This window comes from Streptomyces sp. NPDC087215, assembly GCF_044744885.1.
Classification (GTDB): domain Bacteria; phylum Actinomycetota; class Actinomycetes; order Streptomycetales; family Streptomycetaceae; genus Streptomyces.
Map to the genome: position 1 here is coordinate 142,950 of NZ_JBIUZD010000001.1, position 25,659 is coordinate 168,608.

Consider the following 25,659-nt stretch of genomic DNA (forward strand, 5'->3'; position numbering starts at 1 on the left):
GCGGGGGCGGGGCTCGGACCCTGGTCGGACGGCCACGGGACCGGGGTGGACGGGCCGAACCGGTGCGGACGGGGACGGGGCCAGGGCGGCGGGGGGAGCCTCCCCCGAGGTGGCGGAGGGCCGCGCTGGAGCGGCGGGGGGGCCGCGCTGGGGTGCCGGAGGACCGGAGCGCGGCGGCCGGGGGCCGGACCGGAGCGCTGGAGGGCGGGAGGGTCGCGGTGGAGGGCCGGGACGGGAAGGTGCGGGGGCCGGTTTCGGACGGGTGGGGGCACAGGGGGCGCGTCCAGAGGGCGCGGGGCGCTCTTGCACGCCGTCCGGAGGTGGCTTTAGGTGGAGACAGCAACTCCCCGGGACCCGTCCCGATGACCAGGAGGTGTTCGGATGCCGTCCAGCGGCACGCCCTTCGGCGGTCCCCCTCTCACCGAGGGGGACGCGGAGGATCTGCTCCGATGTATCTGTTTCAAGACCGGCCCGCCCCGCACCGTGGGGGCGGAGCTGGAGTGGCTCGTGCACGATCTGCGCGACCCCCGGCTCCCGGTCCGGCCGCCGCGTCTCGCGGCGGCCCTCGACACCGTGCGGTCGCTGCCGCTGGTGTCGGCGCTCACCTTCGAACCCGGCGGGCAGCTGGAGCTCAGCTCGCGCCCGGCCGGCTCGCTCATGGAGTGCCTCGACTCCCTCGCCGCCGATCTGCGGGCGGTCCGGTCGGCGCTCGGACCGCTCGGTCTCACCCTCAACGGCTACGGGGTGGACCCCTGGCACGCGCCCCGCGGACGGGTGCTCCAGGAGCCCCGTTACGACGCGATGGAGGCGGCCCTGAACCGGACGGGTCCGGCGGGCCGGGCGATGATGTGCGAGTCCGCCTCGGTGCAGATCTGTCTCGACGCGGGTCTGCCCGGCCCCGGGCCGCTCGGCTATCACCGCAGGTGGCGCCTGGCGCATCTGCTCGGTCCCGTGCTGGTGGCGGCCTTCGCCAATTCGCCCCGGCACGGTGGCCGCCGGACGGGCTGGCGGTCCACCCGCCAGGCGCTGTGGACCGATCTCGATCCGTTGCGGGCACTGGCCCCGGCACCGGACGAGGAGCCGCGCGAGGAGTGGACGGCCCACGTCCTGGACACCCCGGTGATGTGCGTACGGGCGGACGAGGGGCCGTGGGCGGTGCCGGAGGGGCTGACCTTCCGCGACTGGCTGCGTTCGGGCGGGCCCCGGCCCCCCGACGCCGACGATCTGCGCTACCACATCACGACGCTCTTCCCGCCGGTACGGCCCCGGGGCCATCTGGAACTGCGGATGGTCGACGCGCAGTCCGGCGCGGACGGCTGGATGGTGCCGGTGGCGGTGGCGACGGCGGTGTTCGACGACCCCGAGGCGGCGGAGACCGTGCACCGGGCGGTGCGACCGCTCGCCGAACGGGCCGGTCCCGGCCCCGCGCCGCGCAATCCGCTCTGGCTGGCGGCGGCCCGGGAGGGGCTGGCCGATCCGGAGCTGCACGCGGTGGCACAGGAGGTGTTCGCTGCGGCCCTTGAGGCGCTGCCCCGGATAGGGGCGGGTCCTGAGGTGCGGGAGGCGGTCGCCGCGTTCCACGAGCGGTACGTGATCCCCGGGAGCTGCCCGGCCGACGAGTTCGAGGCGGTGACGTCATGATGCCGACGGAGACCGGGTCCGGGCCCGCCGGGCACGAGGACCTGCGGCGGCGGGTGCTGGCCGCGCTGGGCTCCGCGCGGGACCGTACGGCGCTGCTGACGTCCTGTGTCGAGGACGGTGAACTGACCGCCCAGCACTCCCCGTTGATGTCTCCACTGGTCTGGGACCTGGCACACATAGGCAACCAGGAGGAGCAGTGGCTGTGGCGGGCCGTGGCGGGCCGGGAGGCGCTGCGGCCCGAGATCGACTCGCTGTACGACGCCTTCGAGCATCCGCGTTCCGCCCGCCCCTCGCTGCCACTGCTCGCGCCCGGCGAGGCCAGGTCCTACGCGGCGGACGTGCGGTCGCGGGTCCTGGACGTACTGGCCGGGGCGCGGTTCGAGGGACGGCCGCTGCTCGACGGGGCGTTCGCCTTCGGGATGATCGCACAGCACGAACAGCAGCACGACGAGACGATGCTGATCACCCATCAACTGCGGGAGGGGCCGTCCGCACTGCCCGATCTCCCGCCGCCCGACCTGCGCTCCGGGCCGCTGCCCGCCGAAGTCCTCGTCCCCGGCGGCCCGTTCACGATGGGGACCTCCGGGGAGCCGTGGGCGCTGGACAACGAGCGTCCGGCGCACGTCCGGTTCGTGGCGGCGTTCCATCTGGACACCACGCCGGTCACCAACGGCGCCTATCTGGCGTTCATGGCGGACGGCGGCTACACGGAACCGCGCTGGTGGCGGCCCGAGGGCTGGGCGCAGGTGCGGGAGCACGGCATCGCGGCGCCGCTGTTCTGGCACCTCGACGGCGGGCAGTGGCTGCGCCGCCGGTTCGGGACGACGGAGCAGGTGCCCGAGGAGGAGCCGGTGGTGCACGTGAGCTGGTACGAGGCGGACGCCTACGCGCGCTGGGCGGGGCGCAGGCTGCCGACCGAGGCCGAGTGGGAGAAGGCGGCACGGCACGACCCGGTGTCGGGGCGGTCCCGGCGGTATCCGTGGGGGGACGCGGACCCGGGTCCGGGCCACGCCAACCTGGGGCAGCGGCATCTGCGCCCCGCCCCCGCCGGGAGCTGGCCTGAGGGCGCGTCGCCGCTCGGCGTACGGCAGTTGATCGGTGACGTGTGGGAGTGGACGGCCAGCGACTTCCTGCCGTATCCGGGCTTCCGGGCCTTCCCGTACAAGGAGTACTCCGAAGTCTTCTTCGGCCCCGGGCACAAGGTGCTGCGCGGGGGGTCGTTCGCGGTGGACCCGGTCGCCTGCCGGGGCACCTTCCGTAACTGGGACCTGCCGGTGCGGCGGCAGATCTTCGCCGGATTCCGGACCGCACGGGACGCGGAGCCTGTCTGATGTGTCGTCATATCGCTTATCTGGGAACACCGGTGGCACTCGGGGAGCTGCTCGTCAGGCCGCCGCACGGGCTGTTGCGGCAGTCCTGGGAGCCCCGGGCGCAGACCAGCGGTGTGGTGAACGCCGACGGGTTCGGGGTGGGCTGGTACGCGGAGGGCGATCCGGTGCCCGCGCGGTACCGGCGGGCGGCCCCGATCTGGGGGGACCTGTCCTTCGCCGACCTGGCCCGGGTGGTGCGCTCCAGGGCGCTGCTCGCGGCGGTCCGCGGGGCGACCCTGCCGGGCGCCGACGGGGAGGCGGCGGCGGCCCCGTTCGCGGCCGGGCCCTGGCTGTTCAGCCACAACGGCGCCGTCGCGGACTGGTACGACGCGCTCGCGCCGCTCGCGGCGACCCTGTCGGCGGGCGAGCTGCTGCGGATGGAGGCCCGTACCGACGCGGCGCTGCTCTGGGCGCTCGTGCTGCACCGGCTGCGGGCCGGGGACGAGCCCGGCCGGGCGCTGGCCGACACGGTGCGGGAGGTGGCCGCCGCCGCGCCGGGCGCCGGGCTGAACCTGCTCCTCACCGACGGTGAGCGGATCAGCGCGACCTCGTGGGGGAACAGCCTGTGGTACCTGACGGGTCACGGCCGGACGGTCGTGGCCTCCGAACCCTACGACGACGATCCGCGCTGGCGGGCGGTTCCCGGGCACACGCTCGTGACCGCGACCCGCGACGACGTCACCCTCACCCCGCTCAAGGAGCCGTCCGAGTGAGCCCGTTCCAGCTGACCCGTACCCTCGCCCCCGACGCCGCGGGCGCCGATCTGCGCGCCGACGTCCTGCACGGACTGACGCGCACCCCCAAGGAGCTGCCGCCGAAGTGGTTCTACGACGCGCGGGGCAGCGTGCTGTTCGAGGAGATCACCCGGCTGCCTGAGTACTACCCGACCCGGGCCGAGCGGGAGATCCTGAAGGAGCGGGCGCCGGAGGTGGCGGCCGTGACCGGGGCGCGGACCCTGGTGGAGCTGGGCTCGGGTTCTTCGGAGAAGACCCGCTTCCTGATCGACGCGCTGCTGCCGGGCCTCGACAGCTACGTGCCCGTGGACGTGAGCGAGTCCGCGCTGACGGGGGCGGCGGAGGCGCTGCTCGCCGAGCGGCCGGGGCTGCGGGTGCACGCGCTCGTCGCCGACTTCACCCGGGGTCTCGGGCTGCCGGGGACGCCGGGGCCGCGGCTGGTGGCGTTCCTGGGCGGCACCATCGGCAATCTGCTGCCCGGGGAGCGGGCGGCGTTCCTGCGGTCGGTGCGGGCGATGCTCGCCCCGGGCGACGCCCTCCTGCTCGGTACGGACCTGGTGAAGGACGAGGCCACGCTGGTCGCCGCGTACGACGACCGGGCCGGGGTGACGGCGGCGTTCAACAAGAACGTGCTGTCCGTGATCGACCGGGAGCTGGGCGCGGACTTCGATCCGGACGCCTTCGACCACGTGGCCGTGTGGGACCGGGAGCGGGAGTGGATCGAGATGCGGCTGCGGGCCCGCCGCGCCCTCACCGTGAAGGTCCCGGAGCTGGATCTCGTGGTGCCGTTCGCGGCGGGCGAGGAGATGCGGACGGAGGTGTCCGCGAAGTTCCGTCAGGCGGGCGTGCGGACGGAGCTGGCCGCCGCGGGGCTGGATCTGGACCGCTGGTGGACGGACAGCGGGGGCAGGTTCGCGCTGTCCCTCGCGACCGCCCGCTGAGCCGCCGCCGCCAGGGCCCGGCGGTCGGGGTACCGGGGGCCCGGCAGGGGCTCGCCGAGACGGACCACGGCGGTGAGGCGGCGGGTGGTGACGATCCGCCGGACCGAGGCGGCGAGCGGGTCGGGCCCGACGTAGGCGGCGGAGTCGGTGGGCTCGTACTCCACGCGCACCGGCTGGACGGCGGCGCGGGAGTCCAGGACGGCCTGGAACACGGCGGGCCGGAAGCGTCCCCGGGCCCGGCCGCACCAGGTCGATCCCTCGGGGAAGACGATCACCCGGCCGCCTCCGGCGAGCACCCCGGACACCGTCCGTACGGTGCCGGGCAGGGCCCTGAGCCGGTCCCGGTCGAGGAAGAGGGTGCCGCCGAGGGCCGCCAGGAGGCCGAGGACGGGCCAGCCGCGCACTTCTTTCTTGGCGATCGTACGGCCGGGCAGCACGGTCGCGACCAGGAGGATGTCGAGCCAGGAGACGTGGTTGGCGGCGACCAGGAGCGGCCCGGTGGCGGGGTCCGCCCCCTCGTGGCGGACGCGGACCCCGAAGGCGCGGACCGCCGCCCGGGTCCAGCGCCGGACGAGGGCGTGCCGGGCGGCGATCGGCAGCAGACCGGCAGCCGGGGCGCACAGGAGGCCGAGGGCTACGGTGCCGAGGCCCGCGACGAGCCGGGCCAGGGCCCGGAGGACGCCCGCCGGGTCACCGGGCGGTCCGGGCGGGCGGACGGGCTCGTGGGCGGTGCAGCGGCCGGGGACGCAGGGTGCCGTGGGGAGCCACGGCGAGGGAGCGGCGGACCCGTTCACCGGGCCGGGACGAGCGACAGGAAGTGCTGGAGGTAGCGCGGGTCGGTGCGGCGCAGCGAGAGCAGGACGTAGAGGTCGGCGACGCCGAAGCCGGGGTCGTACGCGGGGGCGCCGCAGACCTGGGCGCCGAGGCGGAGGTAGCCGCGCAGGAGCGGCGGGAGCGCGGTGCGGCCCTCGGGGCGGGCGATGCCTTCGGGGTTCCACAGCTCGTGCGGGGTGACCCGGTGCTCCTCGGGGGCGAGGTGCTTGGCCTTGACGGTGTCCCAGGTGGCGGCGGCGAGGGCGCCGCCGTCGGTGAGCGGGAGGGAGCAGCAGCCCGCGAGCCAGTTGTGGCCGGTGGTCGTCATGTAGCGGGCGAGTCCGGCCCAGATGAGGGCGATGACGGCGCCGTCGCGGTGGGCGGGGTGGACGCAGGAGCGGCCGACCTCCACCAGGTCGTGGCGGATCGGTGCGAGCCGGGAGAGGTCGAACTCGCTCTCGGAGTAGAGCCGCCCGACGGCGGCGGCGCGGTCGGGCGGCAGGATGCGGTAGGTGCCGACGACCTCGCCGGTGGTCTCCTCGCGGACGAGCAGGTGGTCGCAGTGCGCGTCGAAGGCGTCGGTGTCGAGACCGGGTTCGGGGCCCTCGATCCGGGCGCCGAGCTCCCCGGCGAAGACCTGGTGGCGCAGGCGCTGCGCGGCCCGTACGTCCTCCTGGTTCCGGGCGAGCCCGACGAGGTACCCGGGCGCGGGCCGCCCGGCGTCGGTCCGCGTCCGCCCGGCGGTGGTCCCCGGCCGGCCGGGGACGGGGGCGGGGCGCTCCGGGGCGGCGGGTCCCGGACCCCGGGCGGCGGACTGCTCGGTCGGGGCGGCGGACTGCGGGCTCGGGGCGGCGAGCGTGGGGGGCGTTGCGGCCATTGTCGGAATCCTCCGGCGTACGGAAGGGGCAAGGTCGGAGCCGGGCCGTGCGAGCGGTGGCCCGGCTCCTTACTTCTTCCGTGACCGGCTGGATTCGATGTGACCGGTTGGGGGATCGCGGATGTGCGAACGCTGAAATGCTATTCGGCGAGGGTCTCCGTGATCGCCTCGGAGGCGCGCTTGGCCGCCTTCGCCGGGTCCTCGCCCTGGAGGACGGCCGTCATGTAGGGCTTGATGGGGTTGTCGCCCTCGACGTTGGCCCACTGGGGGGAGTTGGGGGTGGCCCGGCCGCGTGCGGCGGCCTTCGCCATGACGGCGGTGGCCTCCTGGTTGGCGACGACGGAGGCGAGGCCCTTCTTGTTGGGCACGTATCCCATGGCGCGGGCGAGTTCTGACTGCCACTTCTCGCCCGCCAGGGCCTTGACGACCTCCAGGGCGGCGGCGCGCTGGGGCGCGTTCTCCGGAATGATCAGGTCGGAGCCGCCGGTGAAGACGACGCAGGGCTGGTCGGCCTTCTGGCCGGGGATCGGGAAGTAGCCGAGCTTGTCCTTGAGGCCCGGGTTGGCCTTGAGGATGGCGGCGACGGCGCTGGGCGTGGCGATGAGCTGGGCCACGTCGCCCTTGGCGAAGACGTCGGCCTGCGGCGGGGTCTGCTCGTCGGCGTTCTTGGGTCCGGAGCCCAGCGACTGGAGTTCCTTGTAGAAGGCCATGCCGCGCCGGGCCGCCGGGCTCTCCAGGGCGCCGGTCCACTCCCCGCCCTTGTCGACGGCGAGCTCGCCGCCCTCGTCCCAGATGAATCCGGCCAGGGTGTACCAGTCCTGCCCCGCGAGGTAGATGCCCTGGGAGCCCTCGTGGTTGAGCTTCTCGGTGTTCTTCAGCCACTCGGCGCGGGTGGCCGGCGGCTTGTCGATGCCCGCGTCGGCGAAGAGGTCCTTGTTGTAGATGACGATGCGGTTCGCCGCGTACCAGGGGATGCCGTACTGCGAGCCGTTGATGCTGCCGGGCTCGGCGAGACCGGGCAGCCAGTCCTCGCTGCCGAGGTCGCGGACGGACTCCAGGGTGAGGTCGAAGAGCTTCTCGGTGTCGGCGTACTGCGCGACCTGGGTGTTGCCGACCTCGATGACGTCGGGTCCGCCGGAGCCCTGGATGGCTTCGGTGACCTTCTTCCCGATGCCGGTCCACTCCTGGACGGTGACCTTGAGCTCGACGCCGTCGTGCTCCTCCTCGTACGCCTTGGTGAAGCGGTTGAGGAAGTCCTCGCTGACGCTGTCCCGCATGAGCCATATGTTGACGGTCTTCGTCCCGCCACCCGCGCCCGGGAGGATTCCACAGCCCGCGAGGGCGAGTGCGGTTGCGGCTGCGAGAGGACAGGCGAGGTGGCGGTTCTTCACGTGGGTCACCTTCTGCGGTTCAGCACGGGGCGTGCGGCATGTGGGGGCTGACCCGGCAGTGGGGGGACCGAACGGGCTGTTCGCGCGGGTATGTGGCCTGGATTCTGGTCTGGACCAGACCGATGGTCAAGTCCTTGACCATCCCATTCCGCACGCCTGCGCCCGACCTGGGCCATTACCTGCGGTAATTACCCTTCGATGCCCACCTGTCGGCCGCGCGGACCCCGCCGTGTCGCGCGCGGCCCCTCCCTGGGGCACGGTGGAGGGAACGCACCGAGAGGAGCTCGGCCCCCATGTCGAACCACACCTATCGCGTCACCGAGATCGTCGGCACCTCCACCGAGGGCGTGGACGAAGCCATCCGCAACGGCATCGCACGCGCCTCGCAGACGCTGAGGGGCCTCGACTGGTTCGAGGTGTCCCAGGTACGCGGACACATCGTCGACGGCGTGATCGAGCACTACCAGGTCGGGCTGAAGGTGGGGTTCCGGCTGGAGGACGAGAGCTGAGGGAGCCACCGGGGGCCGGGGGCCCGGAGGGTCCCTCCGGGCCCCGGTGTCTTGTCCGGGGCCCGCCACAGGGCTTCCGGAACCTCAGCAGCCCCGGCTCCCCCGGCGGCCCGGCCGTTCCCGCCGGTCCCGGCTGTCTCCGGGCCTCGTGGCCTCCTGGCCTCCTGGCCTCCGGGTCCCGTCGATCCCCGGGTCCTGCCGGGCGCCCTCAGGTCCTGCCCTCCTTCTCCTGAGCGTCGCTCAGCTCCGCCGAGGGGGCGGCCCACCCGGCGCGCACCACGGGAAAGCCCGCCGCCTCCGCCGCGTCGCAGACGAGCACGTCGTCGTCGACGAGCATCCGCACCCGCCGGTCGGCGGCAAGGACCCGAAGAGCCTCCACCTTGGTCACCCGGGCGGGCCGGAAGTCCCGGGCGCGCCGCATGTGGACCGGCCCTTCCGGCAGTCCCTGCGCGGCCAGCCAGGCCAGGGTGTCCCGGCGGCAGCGCTCGGGACGGCCGGTGAGGTAGACGATGTCGCACTCCTCCGCCGCCTCGCGGCACAGCGCGATCCCCTCGGGCAGCGGCGGGTCGTCGGGCGCCGCCGCGAAGAAGGCGTCCCAGTCCTTGGGCCGCCGTTCCAGGAAGTGCTGGCGGTGGGCGGTCGCGGCGAGCGTGTTGTCGAGGTCGAAGACGGCCAGAGGCCTGGTGTCGGCTGTCACGCGTTCCAGCCTAGGAGGCCGGTCCGACAGACGCGGCCGCCGGACGGGCACGTACCGCCCCGTACGGGGCTGGACGGGCCTGTGGCCCCGAACGCGCCACGCGGCCGGGAGGCCGGGAGGCCCCCTGTGCCGGTACGGGAATCCCTCCGCCCCGACCGTGTTGAAGCTGATGTGAGCGACTACCTCGACGGCATCCGTTTCTCCGTCCTCGACCGTTCCCGTACGCGGGAGGGCGGGGACGGCCCGCAGGCGCTGCGGGAGACCGTGCTCCTGGCCCGGGAGGTGGAGGCCCTGGGCTTCCACCGGTTCTGGGTGTCGGAGCACCACGGCGTGCCCGGGGTCGCCGGTTCCGCGCCGACGGTGCTCGCCGCCGCCGTGGCCGCCGCCACCTCCGGCATCCGGGTCGGTACGGGCGGGGTGATGCTGCCCAATCACCGGCCGATGGTCGTCGCCGAGCAGTTCGGCGTACTGGAGTCTCTGTTCCCCGGCCGGATCGACATGGGCGTCGGCCGTTCGGTGGGTTTCACGGACGGCGTCCGGCGGGCCCTCGGCCGGGACAAGGACGAGGCGGACCGGTTCGGCGAGCAGCTCGCGGAGCTCCTCGGCTGGTTCACCGGGGAGCAGACGGCCCATCCGGGAGTACGGGCCCGGCCCGCCGAGGGTCTGCGGGTCCCGCCGTTCGTCCTGGCGACCGGTGAGGGCGCGTCGATCGCGGCGGCGGCCGGACTGCCGCTGGTCATCGGTGACCTGCGCGGCCGGGAGCGGCTCCTGACGGCGGTGGACACGTACCGTTCCGGCTTCCGCCCCTCCGGCTGGGCGGCCGAGCCGTACGTGGTGGTCGCGGGGGCGGTGGTGGTGGCCGGGACGACGGAGGAGGCGCGTCGGCTGCTGATGCCGGAGGCGTGGTCCCTGGCGTACTCGCGCACGCGCGGGGAGTTCCCGCCGCTCGCCCCTCCGGAGCGGATCGAGGGACTGACGATGACGGAGAGACAGCGCGGTTTCTACGAGTCCGGACTGCGCGGGCACGTGCACGGCACGGCGGAGGAGGTGCGGGAGGCCCTTGGGCGGGCGGTGCGGGAGACGGGGGCGCGGGAGGTGCTCGTCACCACGAGCACGTACGACCGGACGGCGCTGAGCGCCTCGTACCGGGAACTCGCGCGGACGGTCGGCCTGGTGCCACGGGGCGCGGCCTGAGGCGGCCCATGGGGGCGGCGGTGTGCGGCACGGGTGAGGCAGGGGACGTGGGGCCTCGCGGACCCGGGCCCTGCGTCACGGGCCGAACCGGTCACGGGGCGGGCAGCCCGGATGCGACCGAAGGCGGGACCGGGTGTGAGCCGGGGGCGGCCCGCGGGACGGGCCGGTCGCGGGGCGGGCGGCGGGGAGGCCCGGGGCGCGGCGGGGCACGAGGTCGCGCCGGGCCCGGCCCCACGGGCCCCGGCCGCTCCACGCACGGTCCACCCCGACCGGGGCGAACGGGGCCATGCGGATAAAATCCCCCTATGCACGACAGTCCCCACGACCCGTACGTCCGCGTTCGAGGCGCCCGTGAGCACAACCTCGCCGGGGTGGACGTCGACATCCCCCGTGACGCGCTGGTCGTCTTCACCGGGGTGTCCGGCTCCGGCAAGTCGTCCCTCGCGTTCGGCACGATCTACGCGGAGGCCCAGCGCCGCTACTTCGAGTCGATCGCCCCGTACGCGCGACGCCTGATCCACCAGGTGGGGGCCCCGGCCGTCGGGGAGATCACGGGGCTGCCCCCGGCGGTCTCCCTGGAGCAGCGCCGGTCCTCCCCCAACGCGCGCTCCTCCGTCGGGACCGTGACGGCGCTCTCCAACTCCCTCCGGATGCTGTTCTCCCGCGCCGGGCACTACCCGGCGGGCGCGGAGCGGCTGGATTCGGACGCCTTCTCACCCAACACGGCGGCGGGCGCCTGCCCTTCGTGCCACGGCCTCGGGCGCGTCCACGACACGAGCGAGGAACTGCTCGTCCCCGACGTGGATCTGTCGATCCGTCAGGGTGCCGTAGCCGCCTGGCCGGGGGCATGGCAGGGGAAGAACCTGCGGGACGTGCTCGACGCCCTCGGGTACGACGTGGACCGGCCGTGGCGCGAGCTCGACGCGAAGGACCGGGAGTGGATCCTCTTCACGGACGAGCAGCCGGTGGTCACGGTGCACCCGGTGCGGGACGCGGGCCGCATCCAGCGCCCGTACCAGGGCACGTACACGAGCGCCCGGCGGCATGTGCTGCGCACCTTCGCCGATTCCAGGAGCCCGGCGCTGCGGGCGAAGGCGGAGGGCTTCCTGACCAGTGCGCCGTGCCCGGTGTGCGGCGGCGGGCGGCTGCGGCCCGAGGCGCTGGCGGTGACGTTCGCGGGCCGGACCGTCGCGGAGCTCGCGGCGCTGCCGCTGACCGCCCTGTCCGAACTGCTCTCCGCGGAGACCCAGCGGACCGGGACCGGAGCGGCCGAGACCGAAGAGCCCCGGACCGGAGCGGCCGGGCACCGGGCACCGGGGGCCGGTGCCGCGAGGGAGTCGGCGGCGGGGATCGGCTCGGAGACCGCCCGGGTCCTCGGTGAGGACCTGGTGGCCCGGATCGCGACCGTGACCGAACTCGGCCTGGGCTACCTCAGCCTGGACCGGGCCACCCCCACCCTCTCCAGCGGTGAGCTCCAGCGGCTCCGGCTGGCGACGCAGCTGCGTTCGGGGCTCTTCGGCGTGGTGTACGTGCTGGACGAGCCGTCCGCCGGGCTGCATCCGGCGGACACCGAGGCGCTGCTCGTGGTCCTGGACCGGCTCCGGGCCACGGGGAACTCGGTGTTCGTCGTCGAGCACCATCTCGACGTGGTCCGGCGCGCCGACTGGCTGGTGGACGTCGGTCCGGGCGCCGGGACGCGCGGCGGCCGGGTGCTGCACAGCGGTCCGCCGGGCGCTCTCGCGGACGTCGCCGAGTCGGTGACCCGGCGTTTCCTCCTCGACCGGGCGCCCGCGCCGGTGCGGGAGGTCCGGGAGCCCGCGGGCTGGCTGCGGACCGGGCCGGTGACCCGGCACAATCTGCGCGGGGTGGACGCCGCCTTCCCGCTCGGCGTCCTGACCGCCGTCACGGGTGTGTCCGGTTCGGGCAAATCGACTCTCGTCGGCGCGTTGACCGGGGAAGTGAGCGGTGAACCAGCTCGCGGTGGACGACTGGTGACGGTGGATCAGCGGCCGATCGGCCGTACTCCGCGCTCCAACCTGGCCACGTACACGGGTCTCTTCGACGTGGTGCGGAAGCTGTTCGCGGAGACGGCGGAGGCGAAGGAACACGGCTACCGGGCGGGGCGGTTCTCCTTCAACGTGCCCGGCGGCCGGTGCGAGACCTGCCAGGGCGAGGGCTTCGTCTCGGTGGAACTCCTCTTCCTGCCCCGGACGTACGCGCCCTGCCCCGACTGCCACGGCGCCCGCTACAACCCCGAGACGCTCCGGGTGCGGCTGCGGGGCCTCACCGTCGCCGAGGTGCTCGATCTGACGGTGGAGTCCGCGGCCGGTTTCCTCGCGGGGACGCCCGCCGCCGCCCGGAGCCTGCGCACCCTGCTCGACGTGGGCCTCGGGCATCTGCGGCTCGGCCAGCCCGCGACGGAGCTGTCGGGCGGCGAGGCCCAGCGGATCAAGCTGGCCTCGGAGCTCCAGCGCCCGCACCGCTCCCCCACGGTGTACGTGCTCGACGAGCCGACGACGGGCCTGCACCCGGCGGACGTCGAGGTCCTGATGCGCCAGCTGCACGGTCTGGTGGACGCGGGCCACACGGTGGTCGTCGTGGAGCACGACATGGATGTGGTGGCCGCCGCCGACTGGGTCGTGGACCTGGGGCCGGGCGGCGGCGGCGAGGGAGGCCGGATCGTGGCGGCCGGGCCGCCGGACCGGGTGGCGCGGGCGGCGGACAGCCGCACCGCGCCCTATCTGGCCCGCGCCCTGGGGTCCACCGGCCGGATCTGAGGTCCGGCCGGTGGACCGGGCGGGCGGGACCGGTCCCGTCAGGCCGCCGTGTCGAACGTGTAGTGGGGAGTGTGGTCCAGCATGTCCGCCGGGGTCACGTCGTTCCACGGGCGCATGGTGTCGCCGAGGTCGACGACGTTGACCGTGCCCGCGGCCGGAAGGTAGGGCGACCGGGGGTGGCGGGCCTGCCAGTCGGCCCACAGCTTGTCGATGAAGGCGTGGTGCAGCCAGAACACGGGGTCGTTCGGGGAGACCCCGGTGCCCATCTGGCCGCCGACCCAGACATGGACGCGGTTGTGGAGGTTGACCCCGCGCCAGCCCTCCAGATGGTTGCGGAAGCCGTCCGAGGCGCTGTTCCACGGCGCGCTGTCGTAGGTCTCCATGGCGAGGACGGAGTCCACCTCGGCACGGGTGGGGAGCTGACGGCCGCCCGCCCCCAGGTCGCGCCGGAGGTAGTCGCGGCCGTCGACGCGGACGGTGATCGTCCAGCGGTCGCCGACGCGGGCGAACGCGCCGTCGGTCACCTGGCCGTCGCGGGCGCGCCCGGTGCCGCCGAGGAAGTCGGGGGCCCACAGCGAGGACCGGGAGGTGCGGTCCGTCGTCCAGTCCCAGTAGGGCAGGGTGACGGTCGGGTCGACGGACCGCAGGGCCTGTTCGAACTCTATGAGGTAGCGCCGGTGCCAGGGCAGGAACGACGGCGAACGGTGGCCGACGCGGTCGCCGCTGTCGGTGTCGCTCATGATGAAGGCGTTGTGGGTGGTGACGAAGGTGTCGTACCGGCCGGAGCGCTTGAGCTCCAGGAGGGCGGCGACGAAGCGCCGCTTCTCGTCGGCGGTCAGCGTGGCCTGGTTCTTGCGTACGGTCATGGTGGTGCCGCTCCTGGATCGATCAGCCGAGGGTGAGGGGTACGAGCGGGGCGCCCTGCAGTTCGCGGACGGCCGCGCGGGCCAGCACCTTGGGCGTGGCGACGGGCTCGTAGTGGTTGATCACGCTGATCCAGGTGCCGTCGGCGTTCTGCATGACGTGCAGTTCCTCGCCGTCGATCGTCACGGAGTAGCCGCCTCCGTGGTGTCCCCCGTGGTGGCCGCCGTGCGAGGGTCCGCCCTGGATGCGGCGGCCCTGGTAGACCTCGTCGAAGGAGGCCGGAACCGGGTCCGCCGAGGGAGTGGCGGGGCGGGTGGGCACGGCGACGGCGGAGCCGGCCGCGGCGAGGCCCGCGGCGACGCCGGCGGCGCCTGCCGCGACGCCGAGAGCCCGGCGGCGGGTGAAGCTGGACATGGAACCCCCAAATGGTCTGTACGACCGGGGGTTCGGTCAGGTGCCCCCGGCGGCCCTCATCAGTACCCGGGGGTCCGGGCGCGGCGGAAACGGCCGCCGGGCGGTTGGCCGCGAAGTGGCCAACTTGTCATGAAAAGTACAGATTTGAACAGAGATGATCTTGCTGTTCGAATCGATGGAGGTGCTCCAGAGCGAAAATTCTACGGAGAAAGTGATCATTCTGTGAATGATCTTTCGCGTCGGACCGTTCGATGTGGCGGATCCCACTCCCGAAGATTGTCCTGATGAGGACCCGGGGGACTCAGCCCCGGGCCCCCTTGCGCCGGGCCCGCAGCCACTCCCGGTTCATCGCGGCGATCGACGGGAGCGGGATGCCCTTCGGGCAGGCGGTGGCGCACTCACCCGTCAGGGTGCAGCCGCCGAAGCCCTCGGCGTCCATCTGGGCGACCATGTCGAGGACCCGGGTCTCGCGTTCCGGGGAGCCCTGGGGCAGCACGTTCAGATGGTTGACCTTGGCGGAGGTGAAGAGCATCGCGGAGCCGTTGGGGCAGGCGGCCACGCAGGCACCGCAGCCGATGCACTCGGCGTGTTCGAAGGCGGTGTCGGCGTCCGCCTTGGGGACGGGGGTGGCGTGGGCCTCGGGGGCCGCTCCCGTGGGCACGCTGATGTAGCCGCCCGCCTGGATGACCCGGTCGAACGCGGAGCGGTCCACGACGAGGTCCTTGACGACGGGGAACGCGGACGCCCGCCAGGGTTCGACGTCGATGGTGTCGCCGTCGCGGAAGGACCTCATGTGCAGCTGGCAGGTGGTGGTGCGCTCGGGGCCGTGGGCTTCCCCGTCGATGACGAGGCTGCACGCCCCGCAGATGCCCTCGCGGCAGTCGTGGTCGAAGGCCACCGGATCCTCGCCCCGCAGGATGAGGTCCTCGTTGAGGGTGTCGAGCATCTCCAGGAACGACATGTCGGCGGAGACGCCGTCCACGTCGTAGGTGGACATGGCGCCGGGTGCGTCGGCGTTCGCCTGGCGCCAGACGCGCAGGGTGAGCTTCATGCGTAGCTCCGCTGGGTGGGGTGGACGTACTCGAAGGTGAGGTCCTCCTTGTGGAGGACGGGTGCGGTGCCGTCGGTGAACTCCCAGGCGGCGGCGTAGCCGAACTCCTCGTCGCGGCGGGCGGCCTCGCCGTCGGGGGTCTGGGACTCCTCGCGGAAGTGGCCGCCGCAGGACTCGGCGCGGTGGAGCGCGTCGAGGCACATCAGTTCGGCGAGTTCCAGGTAGTCGACGATCCGGTTGGCCTTCTCCAGGGACTGGTTGAACTCCCGGCCGGTGCCCGGGACCTTGACGCGCCGCCAGAACTCCTCGCGGATCTCGGGGATGCGGGCGAGGGCGGTGCGCAGCCCGGTCTCGGTGCGGGCCATGCCGCAGTGCTCCCAGAGGAGTTCGCCGAGTTCGCGGTGGAAGGAGTCGGGGGTGCGGTCGCCGTCGACGGCGAGGAGGAGGTTCAGCCGGTCCTCGGTCTCGGCGAGTGCCTCGCGGACGGCGGGGTGGTCGTCGGTGAGGGGCTGGGCGCCCGGGTGCCGGGCGAGGTAGTCGTTGATGGTGGCGGGCAGGACGAAGTAGCCGTCGGCGAGGCCCTGCATGAGGGCGGAGGCGCCGAGCCGGTTGGCCCCGTGGTCGGAGAAGTTGGCCTCGCCGATCGCGAAGAGCCCGGGGACGGTGGTCTGGAGGTCGTAGTCGACCCAGAGTCCGCCCATCGTGTAGTGGACGGCGGGGTAGATCCGCATGGGGACCTCGTACGGGTTCTCGGCGGTGATCCGCTCGTACATCTCGAAGAGGTTGCCGTACTTCTCCGCCACGGCGGCGCGGCCCATGCGGCGGATCGCGTCGGCGAAGTCGAGGTAGACGCCCTGTCCGCCGGGACCGACGCCCCGGCCCTCGTCGCAGACGTTCTTCGCGGCGCGGGAGGCGATGTCACGGGGGACGAGGTTGCCGAAGGAGGGGTAGATCCGCTCCAGGTAGTAGTCGCGCTCGCCCTCGGGGATGTCGGCGGCGGGGCGGGTGTCGCCCTCGGCCTTCGGCACCCAGATGCGTCCGTCGTTGCGGAGGGACTCGCTCATCAGGGTCAGCTTCGACTGGTGGTCGCCGGTGCGCGGGATGCAGGTGGGGTGGATCTGGGTGAAGCAGGGGTTGGCGAAGTAGGCGCCGCGCCGGTGCGCCCGCCAGACGGCGGTGGCGTTGGAGTTCATCGCGTTGGTGGAGAGGTGGAAGACGTTGCCGTAGCCGCCGCTGGCGAGGACGACCGCGTCGGCGTGGTGGGTGGTGATCTCGCCGGTGATCAGGTCACGGGCGACGATGCCCCGGGCCCTGCCGTCGGCGACGATCAGGTCCAGCATCTCCGTACGGGCGTGCATCTCGACGTTCCCGGCGGCGATCTGCCGGGACAGTGCCTGGTAGGCGCCGAGCAGGAGCTGCTGTCCGGTCTGGCCCCGGGCGTAGAAGGTGCGGGAGACCTGGACGCCGCCGAAGGAGCGGGTGTCGAGGAGTCCGCCGTACTCGCGGGCGAAGGGGACGCCCTGGGCGACGCACTGGTCGATGATCTCGACGGAGATCTGGGCGAGCCGGTGGACGTTGGACTCGCGGGCGCGGAAGTCGCCGCCCTTGACGGTGTCGTAGAAGAGGCGGTGGACCGAGTCGCCGTCGTTGCGGTAGTTCTTGGCGGCGTTGATACCGCCCTGCGCGGCGATGGAGTGGGCGCGGCGCGGGGAGTCCTGGAAGCAGAACTGGACGACCTGGTAACCCTGTTCGGCGAGGGTGGCTCCGGCGGAGCCGCCCGCGAGACCGGTGCCGACGACGATGATCCGGTGTTTGCGGCGGTTGGCGGGGTTGACCAGTCTCGCCTCGAAGCGGCGGGTGTCCCACCGTTCGGCGACGGGCCCGGCGGGCGCCTTGGTGTCGGAGAGCGGTGCGCCGGTGGCGTATTCGGTGAAGTCGGTCTTCTTCATGGTCAGTTCACCACTCCGGTCATGACGGCGACGGGGACGGAGACGAAACCGGCGGTCAGCAGGAGAGCGAGGCCGTTCGCGAGGATCTTGAGGAGGCGGTCCCGGCGGGCGTTGCCGAGGCCGAGGGTCTGGGCCGCGCTCCAGAAGCCGTGGCGGACGTGGAGCCCCACGGCGAGCATGGCGACGAGGTAGATGACGTTGCCGTACCAGGTGGAGAAGGTGTCGACCACGTTCTGGTAGGGCCTGCCCTCCTCGAAGCCGCCGGAGTGGACGGTGCCGGTGGTGAGGTCGAGGATGTGCCAGACGATGAACAGGGCGAGGACGATCCCGCCCCAGCGCATCGTGCGGGTGGCGTAGGAGGCGCGCCCGCGCCGGTGGACGTACGGGGTCGGGCGGGCCTTCAGGTCGCGGCGGCTGAGCTGGTACGCGGAGACCGCGTGCGCGACGACGGCGGCGACGAGCACGACACGGACGATCCAGAGGGCCCACTCGTGGTGCAGGACCGGGGCGCCCACGACCCGCAGCCAGTGGGCGTAGCCGTTGAACTCCTCGGGACCGAAGAAGACCTTGAGGTTGCCCGCCACGTGCGCGACGAGGTAGCCGAGCATGATCAGCCCGCTGACCGCCATGACCGTCTTCTTGCCGAGGGTCGAGGACAGGAATCCGCGGGACGGTGCGGGGGACGGCGGGCGGCGCGCCGTCCGGTCCCTCGTGGGTGCCAGAGCCATGTGTACGACGCTAGGGCCGAAGGGCCCGAGAGGTCCAAGACATGGTCCGGCTGATCTCGATAGGCCATCCCTATCCGGGTCGCCTATTCTTGAACCATGCAGTTCCAGCAGCTCCTCTACTTCGTCGCCGTCGCCGAGACCCGCCACTTCACCCGGGCCGCCGAGCGCGTGCACGTCTCGCAGCCGTCGCTCTCCCAGCAGATCAAGGCGCTGGAACAGGAGTTGGGCGCCGAGCTGTTCAGCCGCGCCCGGGGGAACATCACCCTGACCGACGCGGGCGAGGCCCTGCTGCCGCTCGCGCGCCGCATCCTCGCGGACACCGAGACGGCCCGGCTGGAGGTACAGGAGCTGGCCCAGCTGAAGCGGGGCCGGGTACGGCTCGGTGCGACCCCGAGCCTCTGCACGGGTCTGCTGCCGGACGTCCTGCGCGCCTTCCACGACCTGCACCCGGGGATCGAGCTGCTGATCCAGGAGAGCGGCTCGCACGACCTCGTACGGGAGCTGGCGCGGGGCTCGCTCGACCTGGCGCTGGTGGTGCTGCCGCTGCCCACGCCGTCACCGGCGCTCACCACGGTGGAGCTGCTCAGGGAGGACCTGGTGGTGGTCTCCGCCGCCTCCGCGCCCGCGCCCGCCCGTCCGGTGCGGATCAAGGACCTCAGGGACCAGCCGCTCGTGATGTTCCGGCACGGCTACGACCTGCGGGACCTGACGGTGGCGGCCTGCCGGGCGGAGGGCTTCGAGCCGACGTTCACCGTCGAGGGCGGCGAGCTGGACGCGGTCCTCGGTTTCGTACGGGCCGGGCTCGGGCTCGCGGTCGTCCCCGCGATGGTGGCGGCGCGCGCGGGCCGCGACCTCCGGGTGACCGCCCTCGCCCGGCCGGGGCTGCGCCGCACGATCGCCCTGGCGCACCGCAGCGACGTGGCACCGCCGAGGGCGGCACGGGAGCTCCAGCGGGTCCTGCTCGCCTCCCGGCGGGGACGGACGGACCGGGCCGGAGCCCCGGCCTGAGGCGCCCGGCGCGGAGCCCTGCCGGGCTCCGGGAGCGGAAGCCGGGCCCCGGGCCAGGAGCGGAAGGACGGCGCGGAAGCCTGTTCCCCGGCCGGGAGGCACGAGCCGATCCGGGAGGCACGAGCCGACCCGAGGCACAGGAACCGAGCGGGCCGACCCGAGGCACAGGAACCGAAACCCGGCCTCGGGCCGGGAACAGGACCCGGCGGCGACGCGCGGGAGGAGGTCACGGCGCTCTGCCGGTCGTCGGCCCGCAGCCCCGCCCCGCTGGGTGAGGAGCGCCTTCTCCGCCCTCTCGTCTCCTCCCCCGCCTTCTTCCCGGCCTCCCCCGCTTCGGCAGGGAGGCCGGTGCCGTCCGTGGGAGGGCGGTGCCGTCCGTGTGGGGGGGCGGGACCGTCCGTGGGGGGGCGGGATCAGACCGCGTCCGCCAGGACCAGCGAGTGGATCCGGTCGGGGGCGCCGGGGCGTGCGTAGTACCAGCCCTGGGCCGTGTCGCAGCCGAGGTCGCGGAGCCGACGGGCCTGGGCCCCGGTCTCCACCCCTTCGACGGTGACGGCGAGTTCCAGGCTGTGGGCCAGGGACACGATGCCCTCGACGATCTTCAGGTCGACCGGGTCCACCGGGTGCTGCTGCATCCCCCGGGTGAAGGAGCGGTCGAGCTTGAGGACGCTGACCGGGAGCCGACGCAGATTGGCCAGGTTGGAGTAGCCGGTGCCGAAGTCGTCCAGGGCGATGTCGACGCCCATCTCGGCGAGTTGCCGCAGCGGCTTCAGCAGGTCCTCGTCGGCCCCTATGAGGGCGGACTCGGTGACTTCGAGGCAGAGCGCGCCGGGGTCGAGACCGGACCGTTCCAGGACGTCGACGGTCTCCGCGACCAGACGCGGGTGGTGCAGCTGGGTCGGGGAGAGGTTGACGTTGATCCGCAGCGGCCCGCCGTCGGAGTGCCGGGTCTGCCAGAAGCGGGCCTGCCGGACGGCCTCCTGGAGGACCCAGCGGCCGAGCGGCACGATGAGTCCGGTGTCCTCGGCGAGCGGGATGAAGCGGTCGGGTCCGAGCACCCCGTGCTGCGGATGGCACCAGCGGACGAGCGCCTCCGCGCCGTGCACGCTGCCGTCGTCCAGGTGGACGAGGGGCTGGTACTCGATGAAGAACTCGCCGCGTTCCAGGGCGGCCGGCAGGGCGGTGGTCAGTCCGTGCCGGGTGATGGCGCGGGCGTCGGCCTCCGGGTCGGCCAGCTCGAAGCGGTTGCCGCCCGCGGACTTGGCCCGGTACATGGTGATGTCGGCGCTGCGCAGCACCTCGGCGGGGGTCCGTTCGCCCGCCGGGCCCTCGACGACACCGAGGCTGCCGCGCACGGTCAGCTCCCGGCCGTCGATCCGCAGCGGGGTGGCGAGGGCGGCGAGGATGCGGTCGGCGAGTTCGGTGACGTCCCGCTTCTCGACGGCGCCGGTGGTGAGGGCGACGAACTCGTCGCCGCCGAGCCGGGCGACCATCTCGCCCGCGCCGGTGACGGTGCTCTGGAGCCGGTCGGCGACCTCGACGAGCAGCCGGTCGCCGGTGGAGTGGCCGAGGCTGTCGTTGATGACCTTGAAGCCGTCGAGATCGAGGTAGCAGAGGCCGAAGCGGGCGTCGTCGCCGGACGCCAGGGCCTTCTCCAGCCGCTCGAAGAACAGCGTCCGGTTGGGCAGTCCGGTCAGGGCGTCGTGGGTGGCCTCGTACCGCAGGCGCAGATGGAGCAGGCGCCGTTCCGTGGTGTCCTCCATCAGCGCCAGCTGGTACTGGGGGTCGCCCCCGGCGTCGCGGAGCAGCGAGACGGTGAGGTTCGTCCACAGGACCGTGCCGTCGCCCCGGTAGTACGGCTTCTCCACCCGGTAGTGCTCGCGCTCGCCGCGCACCAGTTCGTCGTACAGCTTCCAGACGTGCGGGCCGTCTTCGGGGTGGACCCACTCGCTCACCTTCCGGGTGCGCAGGGGGCTGTCGATCCCGCCGAACATCCGGGTGAGGGTCTCGTTGACCTCCAGGACGTTGCCGTCGAGGTCGGCGATGCCGATCCCTATCGCGGCCCCGTCGAAGACCGCGCGGAAGCGGCTCTCGGTGGCGTGCAGGGCGACCTCGGCGGCGCTGCGGGCGGCGAGCGCGGAGCGGGCGATGGCCTCCTGCTCGGCACGGGTGCGTTCCCGCAGGGCCTGCGCGTATCCGGCGGCCATGGCGTGCTGGAGGCGGGCGCAGCGGGCCCTGAGCTCCTCGGCGGCCAGGTCCGACTCCGTACCGCAGTAGAGGACCAGGTAGGAGTCGACGACTCCGAGGCTGCGGCCGAGGGCGTCGGGGTCGGTGCAGTGGGCGGCGACGAGCGACGCACCGGCGTGCTGCGCGGGGACGGTGTCGAAGGGGCGGGCCTTGAGGGCTTCGCACAGGGTGCGGGCCAGCGGCAGCAGGTGCCCCTCGAACTCGGCGCGGGTCAGCGAAGTGGCGGTCACCGGGAAGATGGTGCGGCCCCAGATGGTGACGAACCGCCTGAGCCTGTCCTCGGGACCGTCGGCTTCGGCGGCGCCGTTGGGTTGCGACGGGGCGTTCACGCCTTGCGCCCCACCCCTGCGAAACCGGAGAAGGCGTACGGGTCCTCCTCCTCGACCGGGCTCTCCGGTCGCCAGTGGGGCATCGGGACGAGGCCGGGTTCGACCAGTTCGGTGCCCTCGAAGAAGCGGGCGATCTCCTCGCCGGACCGCATCACCAGAGGACTGCGGATGTTCCGGTAGACCCCGACGGTGCCGCCCGCCTGCTCCTCGGTGAGCGGGATGCCCTCGTAGGAGGCGTGGGTGAGGACGAGGAGGCTGCCGGGGGCGAGGGCGTCGAGCAGTTCGGCCACCGCGTCGTACGGCCGGTCCCGGTCCTCCAGGAAGTGGAGGACGGCGACGAGGAGCAGGGCGACCGGCCGGTCGGGGTCGAGGAGCCGGGAGACCTCGGGGCTGTGCAGGATGTCGGCAGGCTTGCGCAGGTCGGCCGCGACGACCTCGGCGCCGTCGTCGCCGTCGAGGACGGCGCGGCTGTGGGCCACGGCGACCGGGTCGTGGTCGACGTAGACGACGCGGGCGGCCGGATGGGCGGCGCGGGCCACCTCGTGCACGTTGCCGAAGGTGGGGATGCCGGAGCCGATGTCCAGGAACTGGATGACGTCGTTGTCAACAGCGTGGCGGACGGCCCGTCGCATGAAGGCGCGGTTGGCCTGCATGATCTTGGGCAGCCCAGGCATGAACTCCATGGCCCTGCGCGCCGCTTCCCGGTCCACTTCGAAATTGTGCGAGCCGCCCAGATAGAAGTCGTACATACGGGACACGCTCGGCACCGAGATGTCTATACCAGGCGGAGCCCAGAGTGGACGCTCCATCGATGTCTCCAACAAGTCGCCATGGGGGATGCGGCCAGGTGTTCGCGGCCGGTGTTCGAGGTGAGGCTACTGATCGCCCGCCAGGAGAGCGAGTGGAAACGGAAATTCGCGGTCCGTTCTTGGTCACACGTCATTGACGCGTGCTCTCCGAACGAAGAGTTCACGCCTTCAGGCTGTGCACATTCACGTGCATCTGATCGTGCGTCGGCTTCCCGGCGGAGTCGCGCACCCGCCCCTCGGGTGTCCACGCCAGGCCCGTACCTCGGCCGTTGCCCCTGCGATGCCCGCGCGCCGGTGCGGGATGCCCCGTTCGCCACTCCTCCCGGCAGGGCGACAACCGGACAGATATGACGGAGGAGGCCGAAACGAGCCGACCCGGCCCCCTCCGTACGAACCGATCCGGCCGCTTCGGTAAACACATCCCGATCCGATACGAGGATATTGCGGCGAATCCGTCTCCGACGCGCTGAAACGTCAAACCAGTAGGGTCCGAGAACCCCTCCATCCGGCGAATCCCGAGCGATTCCGCCCCGGCGCGCCGTTCTTGTGTTCAGGCTCGTCGGCGTGTCTCTGTTCGGATCACTCCTCGCGCGCCCCCTGGCAGCGCTCGCACTGGTGTGGCTCATCACCACTCCCGTGCCGGCAGCCGCCGACTCGTGCGCCTACGCCAACACCGGCCCCGACGGGTCGCACACCTCGGTCGCGGTGATCGGACCCGGTGCGTGCCCCACCAAACCCACTCCGAAACCCACGAAACCCAAGCCCACGCCGACGTGGGCCACCCCGCGGCCGACACCGCGGCCCCCGAACCGGCCGGTGCCCCCACCGCCCCTGCCGCACGTGCGGCCGACGACGCCCGCTCCCCCGGTCGCGGTGCCGAGCCCGCGCCCCGGTCCCCCGTCCCCGGCACCGGCCCGCCCGACGCCGCCTCCGGAGCCGCCGGAGCGCACCACGGCACCCGCCGCGCCTCCACCGGCGCACGCGCCCAGCGCGAGTCCCCGGCCGCCGGCCGCCGGACCGGTCGCGCTCCCCCACTACCGCCGCACCTCACGGCCACGGCCCGAGAGCGGTACGTCCGTGGTGACGACGACGCTGGTGATCATCGCGCCCGCCGTGCTGGCGACCGCGATCCTGCGCCCGCGTGGCCGCTGACCGCTCCTCGGCCCCGTGCCCCCGTATCCCCGTATCCCCGTATCCCCGTATCCTCTGAAGGATCTTCATGTCTGAATGGCTCGTTCTCAGCCTTGCGATGGCCGCCGCGTGCGCTGTCGTTCTGGCGATCGTCATCTTCAACCAGCGGCGCGTCCCCGAGGACGACGATCCCAGCGAGACCCCCGACGTCATCGAGTACATGACGATGATGATCGGCGTGATCTACGCGATCGTGCTCGGTCTGGCCATCGCGGGCGTCTGGGAGGCGCGTGGTGCCGCCCAGGAGACCGTGCGGCAGGAGGCGCAGGCCATGCACGAGATCTCGGCACGGGTGGAGGTCTACCCGGTGGAGGTCCGCACCAGGATCCGCTCCGACGTCGACGCGTACGTCTCGTACGTGGTCAACCACGAGTGGACGCACATGACCGAGGCGGGCGAGCTGAGCGACGAGGGCACCGCGCTCATGGAGCGGGTGCGGCGCAGCGTCACCGACTACCACCCGGCGAACGACTTCGAGGGCGAGGCGTACCAGCCCCTGGTGGACCAGGTCGCGGTGGCGGACGACGCCCGTAACGCCCGGGGGCAGAGCGCGGGCGAGACCATGCCGGGAGTGGTCTGGTTCGGTCTGATCATCGGCGCTCTGGTGACGGTCGGTCTGATCTTCACCCTGCAGATCCGCAGGACCGGACGGGAGTTGCTGCTCGCCGGGCTCTTCAGCGTGCTGATCGCGTTCCTGTTGTTCCTCATCTGGGACTTCGACGCGCCCTTCGGCAGGGGCGTCTCGGCCACCGCCGCGCCGTTCACCGATCTGTTCCCGCAGGTCACCCGGTGACTCCACCTCCACCGGGTGAGCCGTACGGGGGACATCGGTGCCCCATTCGCACGTCTGGGATCGCGGTTGTGGTAGTGCGCTCCTAGCGTTTCCGACAACGAGGTGCAGGCACGGTCTTTCGCGGGAACCCCCTTCCGCGGCCGCCCCTCGGGACCCGGAGGATCCACCATGCGCGCGATACGTGCCGCGTCCGCTTTCCTGTTGGGAGCGGCCGCCCTCGCCCCGGCCGCCCCTGCCGCCCTCGCGGCGGACGGTGTCCCCGCGCCGAACCCGCGGGCACAGGGGGCCGGGGCGGCGAGCGCATTCGTCGTGTCGCCCTCGCTCGTCGCGCCCGGCGGCCGGGTGACGCTCAGCGCGCCCGGCTGCGCCAGTACGGCGACGGCCTCGGCCGGTGTCTTCGACACGGTCACCATCGCGCCGGGTTCGACGGCGACCGCCACCGTGGACCGGGACGCCCGTCAGGGCGCCGTGTACACGGTGGCTTTCAACTGCACGGGCGGCGTGCAGGGCACCGCGAACCTGACGATCACCGGGACGCCCACGGCGACCCCGACGATCAGCTCCACCGTGCTCACTCCCCCGCGCGGGGTGCGGGGCGGTCTGGGCGGTTCGGTGGACGGCGGCTTCGAGCCGGCCGAACTCGCGGCGGGCGGGGCGCTGGTGCTCGCCGCCGCGACCGGTGGCGTGTTCGTGTTCCGTCGTCGTGCCGCGCGCGCCCGGCGGCACTGAGCCGCTCCGGACCGGCGGGCGGACGCCCGTCGCCCCCGGGTCCCGTGACGGGGACCAGGGGGCGGCGGGCGGAGCGGGCCGGCCGGGAGGTGCGGCCGGTCAGACCCCCGCACCGGTCATCCGTCGGCGGCGGGCGATGAACAGGCCCCCGCCGAGCGCCGCGGCGGCCACGAGACCGCCGCCGACGGCCATCTCGGTGGAGCTGGGGGCGAGCGAGCCGCCGAGACCGCCCTGGGCGCCACGGCCCGGAAGGACCCGGAACGAGTGCGTGACGACGGAGGAGTTGTCCCGGCACTTGACGGCGAGGTTGTAGCTGCCCGGGGTGGCGCGGTCGTGGACGCGGGCGATGGCGCTGGAGAGCCCGTTGGAGTTGACCGAGAGGTTGGTCTCCGGGAAGGCGTTGGACGTGACCGTGCCTCCGTGACCGCAGCCCCTCGCGGTGATCGTGATCGTCGACCCCGCGTGGACGTCGAAGGGGTTGACGGTGACGTCGCGCGGACCGTTGTTGGCGGCGGCGAGGGGGGCCGCGAGCGCGACCGCCGCGAACGCGGTGGCGGTCACCGCCAGAGTGCGTGCAGCACGCATGGTTGAACCTCCAGTGGA

At 73.1% G+C, this 25,659-nt stretch carries 22 protein-coding genes; 10 read left to right on the plus strand and 12 right to left on the minus strand.

Translation table 11 applies throughout. The annotated features are described in order from the left end of the window. Nucleotides 1-381: 381 nt before the first annotated feature. The 4 genes from egtA to egtD are packed head-to-tail and all read left to right on the plus strand — an operon-like array spanning nt 382 to nt 4,686. Nucleotides 382-1,641, plus strand: coding sequence for an ergothioneine biosynthesis glutamate--cysteine ligase EgtA (egtA, locus tag ACIO92_RS00580; protein ID WP_402280619.1), 1,260 nt, complete (start codon nt 382-384; stop codon nt 1,639-1,641). After that, the gene (gene egtB, locus ACIO92_RS00585) at nt 1,638-2,972 is read left to right on the plus strand and encodes an ergothioneine biosynthesis protein EgtB (RefSeq protein ID WP_366440843.1); all 1,335 of its coding nucleotides are present in this window, start codon (nt 1,638-1,640) and stop codon (nt 2,970-2,972) included. The genes egtA and egtB overlap by 4 nt, the downstream gene beginning before the upstream one ends. Further along, the gene (gene egtC / locus ACIO92_RS00590) at nt 2,972-3,724 is read left to right on the plus strand and encodes an ergothioneine biosynthesis protein EgtC (RefSeq protein WP_402280616.1); all 753 of its coding nucleotides are present in this window, start codon (nt 2,972-2,974) and stop codon (nt 3,722-3,724) included. The genes egtB and egtC overlap by 1 nt, the downstream gene beginning before the upstream one ends. Beyond that, the gene (gene egtD, locus ACIO92_RS00595) at nt 3,721-4,686 is read left to right on the plus strand and encodes an L-histidine N(alpha)-methyltransferase (RefSeq protein ID WP_366440841.1); all 966 of its coding nucleotides are present in this window, start codon (nt 3,721-3,723) and stop codon (nt 4,684-4,686) included. The genes egtC and egtD overlap by 4 nt, the downstream gene beginning before the upstream one ends. Here egtD and ACIO92_RS00600 read toward each other — a convergent pair. From ACIO92_RS00600 to ACIO92_RS00610, 3 genes are all read right to left on the minus strand, one after another. Continuing rightward, on the minus strand, nt 4,581-5,480 hold the full coding sequence (locus ACIO92_RS00600) for a lysophospholipid acyltransferase family protein (protein ID WP_402280614.1): 900 nt from the start codon (nt 5,478-5,480) through the stop codon (nt 4,581-4,583). The two genes, egtD and ACIO92_RS00600, sit on opposite strands and share 106 nt — an antisense overlap. Continuing rightward, nucleotides 5,477-6,376, minus strand: coding sequence for a GNAT family N-acetyltransferase (locus tag ACIO92_RS00605; protein WP_401236086.1), 900 nt, complete (start codon nt 6,374-6,376; stop codon nt 5,477-5,479). The genes ACIO92_RS00600 and ACIO92_RS00605 overlap by 4 nt, the downstream gene beginning before the upstream one ends. A gap of 140 nt (nt 6,377-6,516) precedes the next feature. Continuing rightward, complete coding sequence (locus tag ACIO92_RS00610; RefSeq protein WP_366440838.1) at nt 6,517-7,767, minus strand: extracellular solute-binding protein; 1,251 nt, start codon at nt 7,765-7,767, stop codon at nt 6,517-6,519. Nucleotides 7,768-8,060: 293 nt separating this feature from the next. Between ACIO92_RS00610 and ACIO92_RS00615 the strand changes: the two genes are divergently transcribed. Beyond that, nucleotides 8,061-8,276 (plus strand): dodecin, encoded by a 216-nt coding sequence (locus ACIO92_RS00615; protein ID WP_366440837.1) that lies wholly within the window; start codon nt 8,061-8,063, stop codon nt 8,274-8,276. Nucleotides 8,277-8,484: 208 nt separating this feature from the next. On the opposite strand, the gene ACIO92_RS00620 is transcribed toward ACIO92_RS00615, so the two are convergent. Then, nucleotides 8,485-8,973, minus strand: coding sequence for a hypothetical protein (locus ACIO92_RS00620; RefSeq protein WP_366440836.1), 489 nt, complete (start codon nt 8,971-8,973; stop codon nt 8,485-8,487). 171 nt (nt 8,974-9,144) lie between these two features. Between ACIO92_RS00620 and ACIO92_RS00625 the strand changes: the two genes are divergently transcribed. Together ACIO92_RS00625 and ACIO92_RS00630 are read left to right on the plus strand one after the other, a co-directional pair. Further along, entirely contained in the window at nt 9,145-10,167 is a 1,023-nt protein-coding gene (locus tag ACIO92_RS00625) for an MsnO8 family LLM class oxidoreductase (protein ID WP_402280610.1), read from the plus strand. A gap of 305 nt (nt 10,168-10,472) precedes the next feature. Then, nucleotides 10,473-12,944 carry an ATP-binding cassette domain-containing protein gene (locus ACIO92_RS00630; RefSeq protein WP_402280608.1) on the plus strand — a complete coding sequence of 824 codons (2,472 nt, stop codon included), beginning with the start codon at nt 10,473-10,475 and terminating at the stop codon, nt 12,942-12,944. A 38-nt stretch (nt 12,945-12,982) separates the two neighbouring features. Here the strand turns inward: ACIO92_RS00630 and ACIO92_RS00635 are convergent, their stop codons facing one another. The 5 genes from ACIO92_RS00635 to ACIO92_RS00655 all read right to left on the minus strand — a co-directional run bounded on the left by ACIO92_RS00635 (nt 12,983) and on the right by ACIO92_RS00655 (nt 17,950). After that, the gene (locus ACIO92_RS00635) at nt 12,983-13,810 is read right to left on the minus strand and encodes a tyrosinase family protein (RefSeq protein WP_366440833.1); all 828 of its coding nucleotides are present in this window, start codon (nt 13,808-13,810) and stop codon (nt 12,983-12,985) included. A gap of 22 nt (nt 13,811-13,832) precedes the next feature. Next, the gene (locus tag ACIO92_RS00640) at nt 13,833-14,222 is read right to left on the minus strand and encodes a tyrosinase cofactor (RefSeq protein ID WP_366440832.1); all 390 of its coding nucleotides are present in this window, start codon (nt 14,220-14,222) and stop codon (nt 13,833-13,835) included. A gap of 301 nt (nt 14,223-14,523) precedes the next feature. Further along, nucleotides 14,524-15,273 (minus strand): succinate dehydrogenase/fumarate reductase iron-sulfur subunit, encoded by a 750-nt coding sequence (locus ACIO92_RS00645; protein WP_366440831.1) that lies wholly within the window; start codon nt 15,271-15,273, stop codon nt 14,524-14,526. Beyond that, on the minus strand, nt 15,270-17,222 hold the full coding sequence (locus ACIO92_RS00650; RefSeq protein ID WP_366440830.1) for a fumarate reductase/succinate dehydrogenase flavoprotein subunit: 1,953 nt from the start codon (nt 17,220-17,222) through the stop codon (nt 15,270-15,272). The genes ACIO92_RS00645 and ACIO92_RS00650 overlap by 4 nt, the downstream gene beginning before the upstream one ends. A gap of 2 nt (nt 17,223-17,224) precedes the next feature. Continuing rightward, entirely contained in the window at nt 17,225-17,950 is a 726-nt protein-coding gene (locus tag ACIO92_RS00655; RefSeq protein WP_402055895.1) for a succinate dehydrogenase, read from the minus strand. Nucleotides 17,951-18,046: 96 nt separating this feature from the next. Here ACIO92_RS00655 and ACIO92_RS00660 point away from each other — a divergent pair, with 96 nt between their 5' ends. Beyond that, a complete protein-coding gene (locus tag ACIO92_RS00660) occupies nt 18,047-18,958 on the plus strand; it encodes a LysR substrate-binding domain-containing protein (RefSeq protein WP_366440829.1) in 912 nt (303 codons plus the stop codon). 413 nt (nt 18,959-19,371) lie between these two features. On the opposite strand, the gene ACIO92_RS00665 is transcribed toward ACIO92_RS00660, so the two are convergent. Then, on the minus strand, nt 19,372-21,534 hold the full coding sequence (locus ACIO92_RS00665) for a putative bifunctional diguanylate cyclase/phosphodiesterase (RefSeq protein ID WP_401236096.1): 2,163 nt from the start codon (nt 21,532-21,534) through the stop codon (nt 19,372-19,374). Continuing rightward, nucleotides 21,531-22,343, minus strand: coding sequence for an SAM-dependent methyltransferase (locus tag ACIO92_RS00670; RefSeq protein WP_366440827.1), 813 nt, complete (start codon nt 22,341-22,343; stop codon nt 21,531-21,533). Before ACIO92_RS00670 ends, ACIO92_RS00665 begins: the two co-directional genes overlap by 4 nt. A gap of 1,219 nt (nt 22,344-23,562) precedes the next feature. On the opposite strand from ACIO92_RS00670, the gene ACIO92_RS00675 reads away from it, so the two are divergent. Continuing rightward, nucleotides 23,563-24,327: a hypothetical protein gene (locus tag ACIO92_RS00675; RefSeq protein ID WP_351784644.1), complete on the plus strand. Its 765-nt coding sequence runs from the start codon at nt 23,563-23,565 to the stop codon at nt 24,325-24,327. Between the two features lie 168 nt (nt 24,328-24,495). Next, nucleotides 24,496-25,056, plus strand: coding sequence for a hypothetical protein (locus tag ACIO92_RS00680; RefSeq protein WP_366440826.1), 561 nt, complete (start codon nt 24,496-24,498; stop codon nt 25,054-25,056). A gap of 99 nt (nt 25,057-25,155) precedes the next feature. Here ACIO92_RS00680 and ACIO92_RS00685 read toward each other — a convergent pair whose 3' ends face one another. After that, nucleotides 25,156-25,641 (minus strand): hypothetical protein, encoded by a 486-nt coding sequence (locus tag ACIO92_RS00685; RefSeq protein WP_366440825.1) that lies wholly within the window; start codon nt 25,639-25,641, stop codon nt 25,156-25,158. Nucleotides 25,642-25,659: the final 18 nt, after the last annotated feature.

Excerpts from the sequence above, each read along its gene's own strand:
- egtA (WP_402280619.1), top strand. The coding sequence starts at position 382 with ATGCCGTCCAGCGGCACGCCCTTCGGCGGTCCCCCTCTCACCGAGGGG.
- egtB (WP_366440843.1), top strand. The coding sequence starts at position 1,638 with ATGATGCCGACGGAGACCGGGTCCGGGCCCGCCGGGCACGAGGACCTG.
- egtC (WP_402280616.1), top strand. The coding sequence starts at position 2,972 with ATGTGTCGTCATATCGCTTATCTGGGAACACCGGTGGCACTCGGGGAG.
- ACIO92_RS00605 (WP_401236086.1), bottom strand. The coding sequence starts at position 6,376 with ATGGCCGCAACGCCCCCCACGCTCGCCGCCCCGAGCCCGCAGTCCGCC.
- ACIO92_RS00615 (WP_366440837.1), top strand. The coding sequence starts at position 8,061 with ATGTCGAACCACACCTATCGCGTCACCGAGATCGTCGGCACCTCCACC.
- ACIO92_RS00630 (WP_402280608.1), top strand. The coding sequence starts at position 10,473 with ATGCACGACAGTCCCCACGACCCGTACGTCCGCGTTCGAGGCGCCCGT.
- ACIO92_RS00635 (WP_366440833.1), bottom strand. The coding sequence starts at position 13,810 with ATGACCGTACGCAAGAACCAGGCCACGCTGACCGCCGACGAGAAGCGG.
- ACIO92_RS00640 (WP_366440832.1), bottom strand. The coding sequence starts at position 14,222 with ATGTCCAGCTTCACCCGCCGCCGGGCTCTCGGCGTCGCGGCAGGCGCC.
- ACIO92_RS00645 (WP_366440831.1), bottom strand. The coding sequence starts at position 15,273 with ATGAAGCTCACCCTGCGCGTCTGGCGCCAGGCGAACGCCGACGCACCC.
- ACIO92_RS00650 (WP_366440830.1), bottom strand. The coding sequence starts at position 17,222 with ATGAAGAAGACCGACTTCACCGAATACGCCACCGGCGCACCGCTCTCC.
- ACIO92_RS00655 (WP_402055895.1), bottom strand. The coding sequence starts at position 17,950 with ATGGCTCTGGCACCCACGAGGGACCGGACGGCGCGCCGCCCGCCGTCC.
- ACIO92_RS00660 (WP_366440829.1), top strand. The coding sequence starts at position 18,047 with ATGCAGTTCCAGCAGCTCCTCTACTTCGTCGCCGTCGCCGAGACCCGC.
- ACIO92_RS00670 (WP_366440827.1), bottom strand. The coding sequence starts at position 22,343 with ATGGAGCGTCCACTCTGGGCTCCGCCTGGTATAGACATCTCGGTGCCG.
- ACIO92_RS00675 (WP_351784644.1), top strand. The coding sequence starts at position 23,563 with ATGTCTGAATGGCTCGTTCTCAGCCTTGCGATGGCCGCCGCGTGCGCT.
- ACIO92_RS00680 (WP_366440826.1), top strand. The coding sequence starts at position 24,496 with ATGCGCGCGATACGTGCCGCGTCCGCTTTCCTGTTGGGAGCGGCCGCC.
- ACIO92_RS00685 (WP_366440825.1), bottom strand. The coding sequence starts at position 25,641 with ATGCGTGCTGCACGCACTCTGGCGGTGACCGCCACCGCGTTCGCGGCG.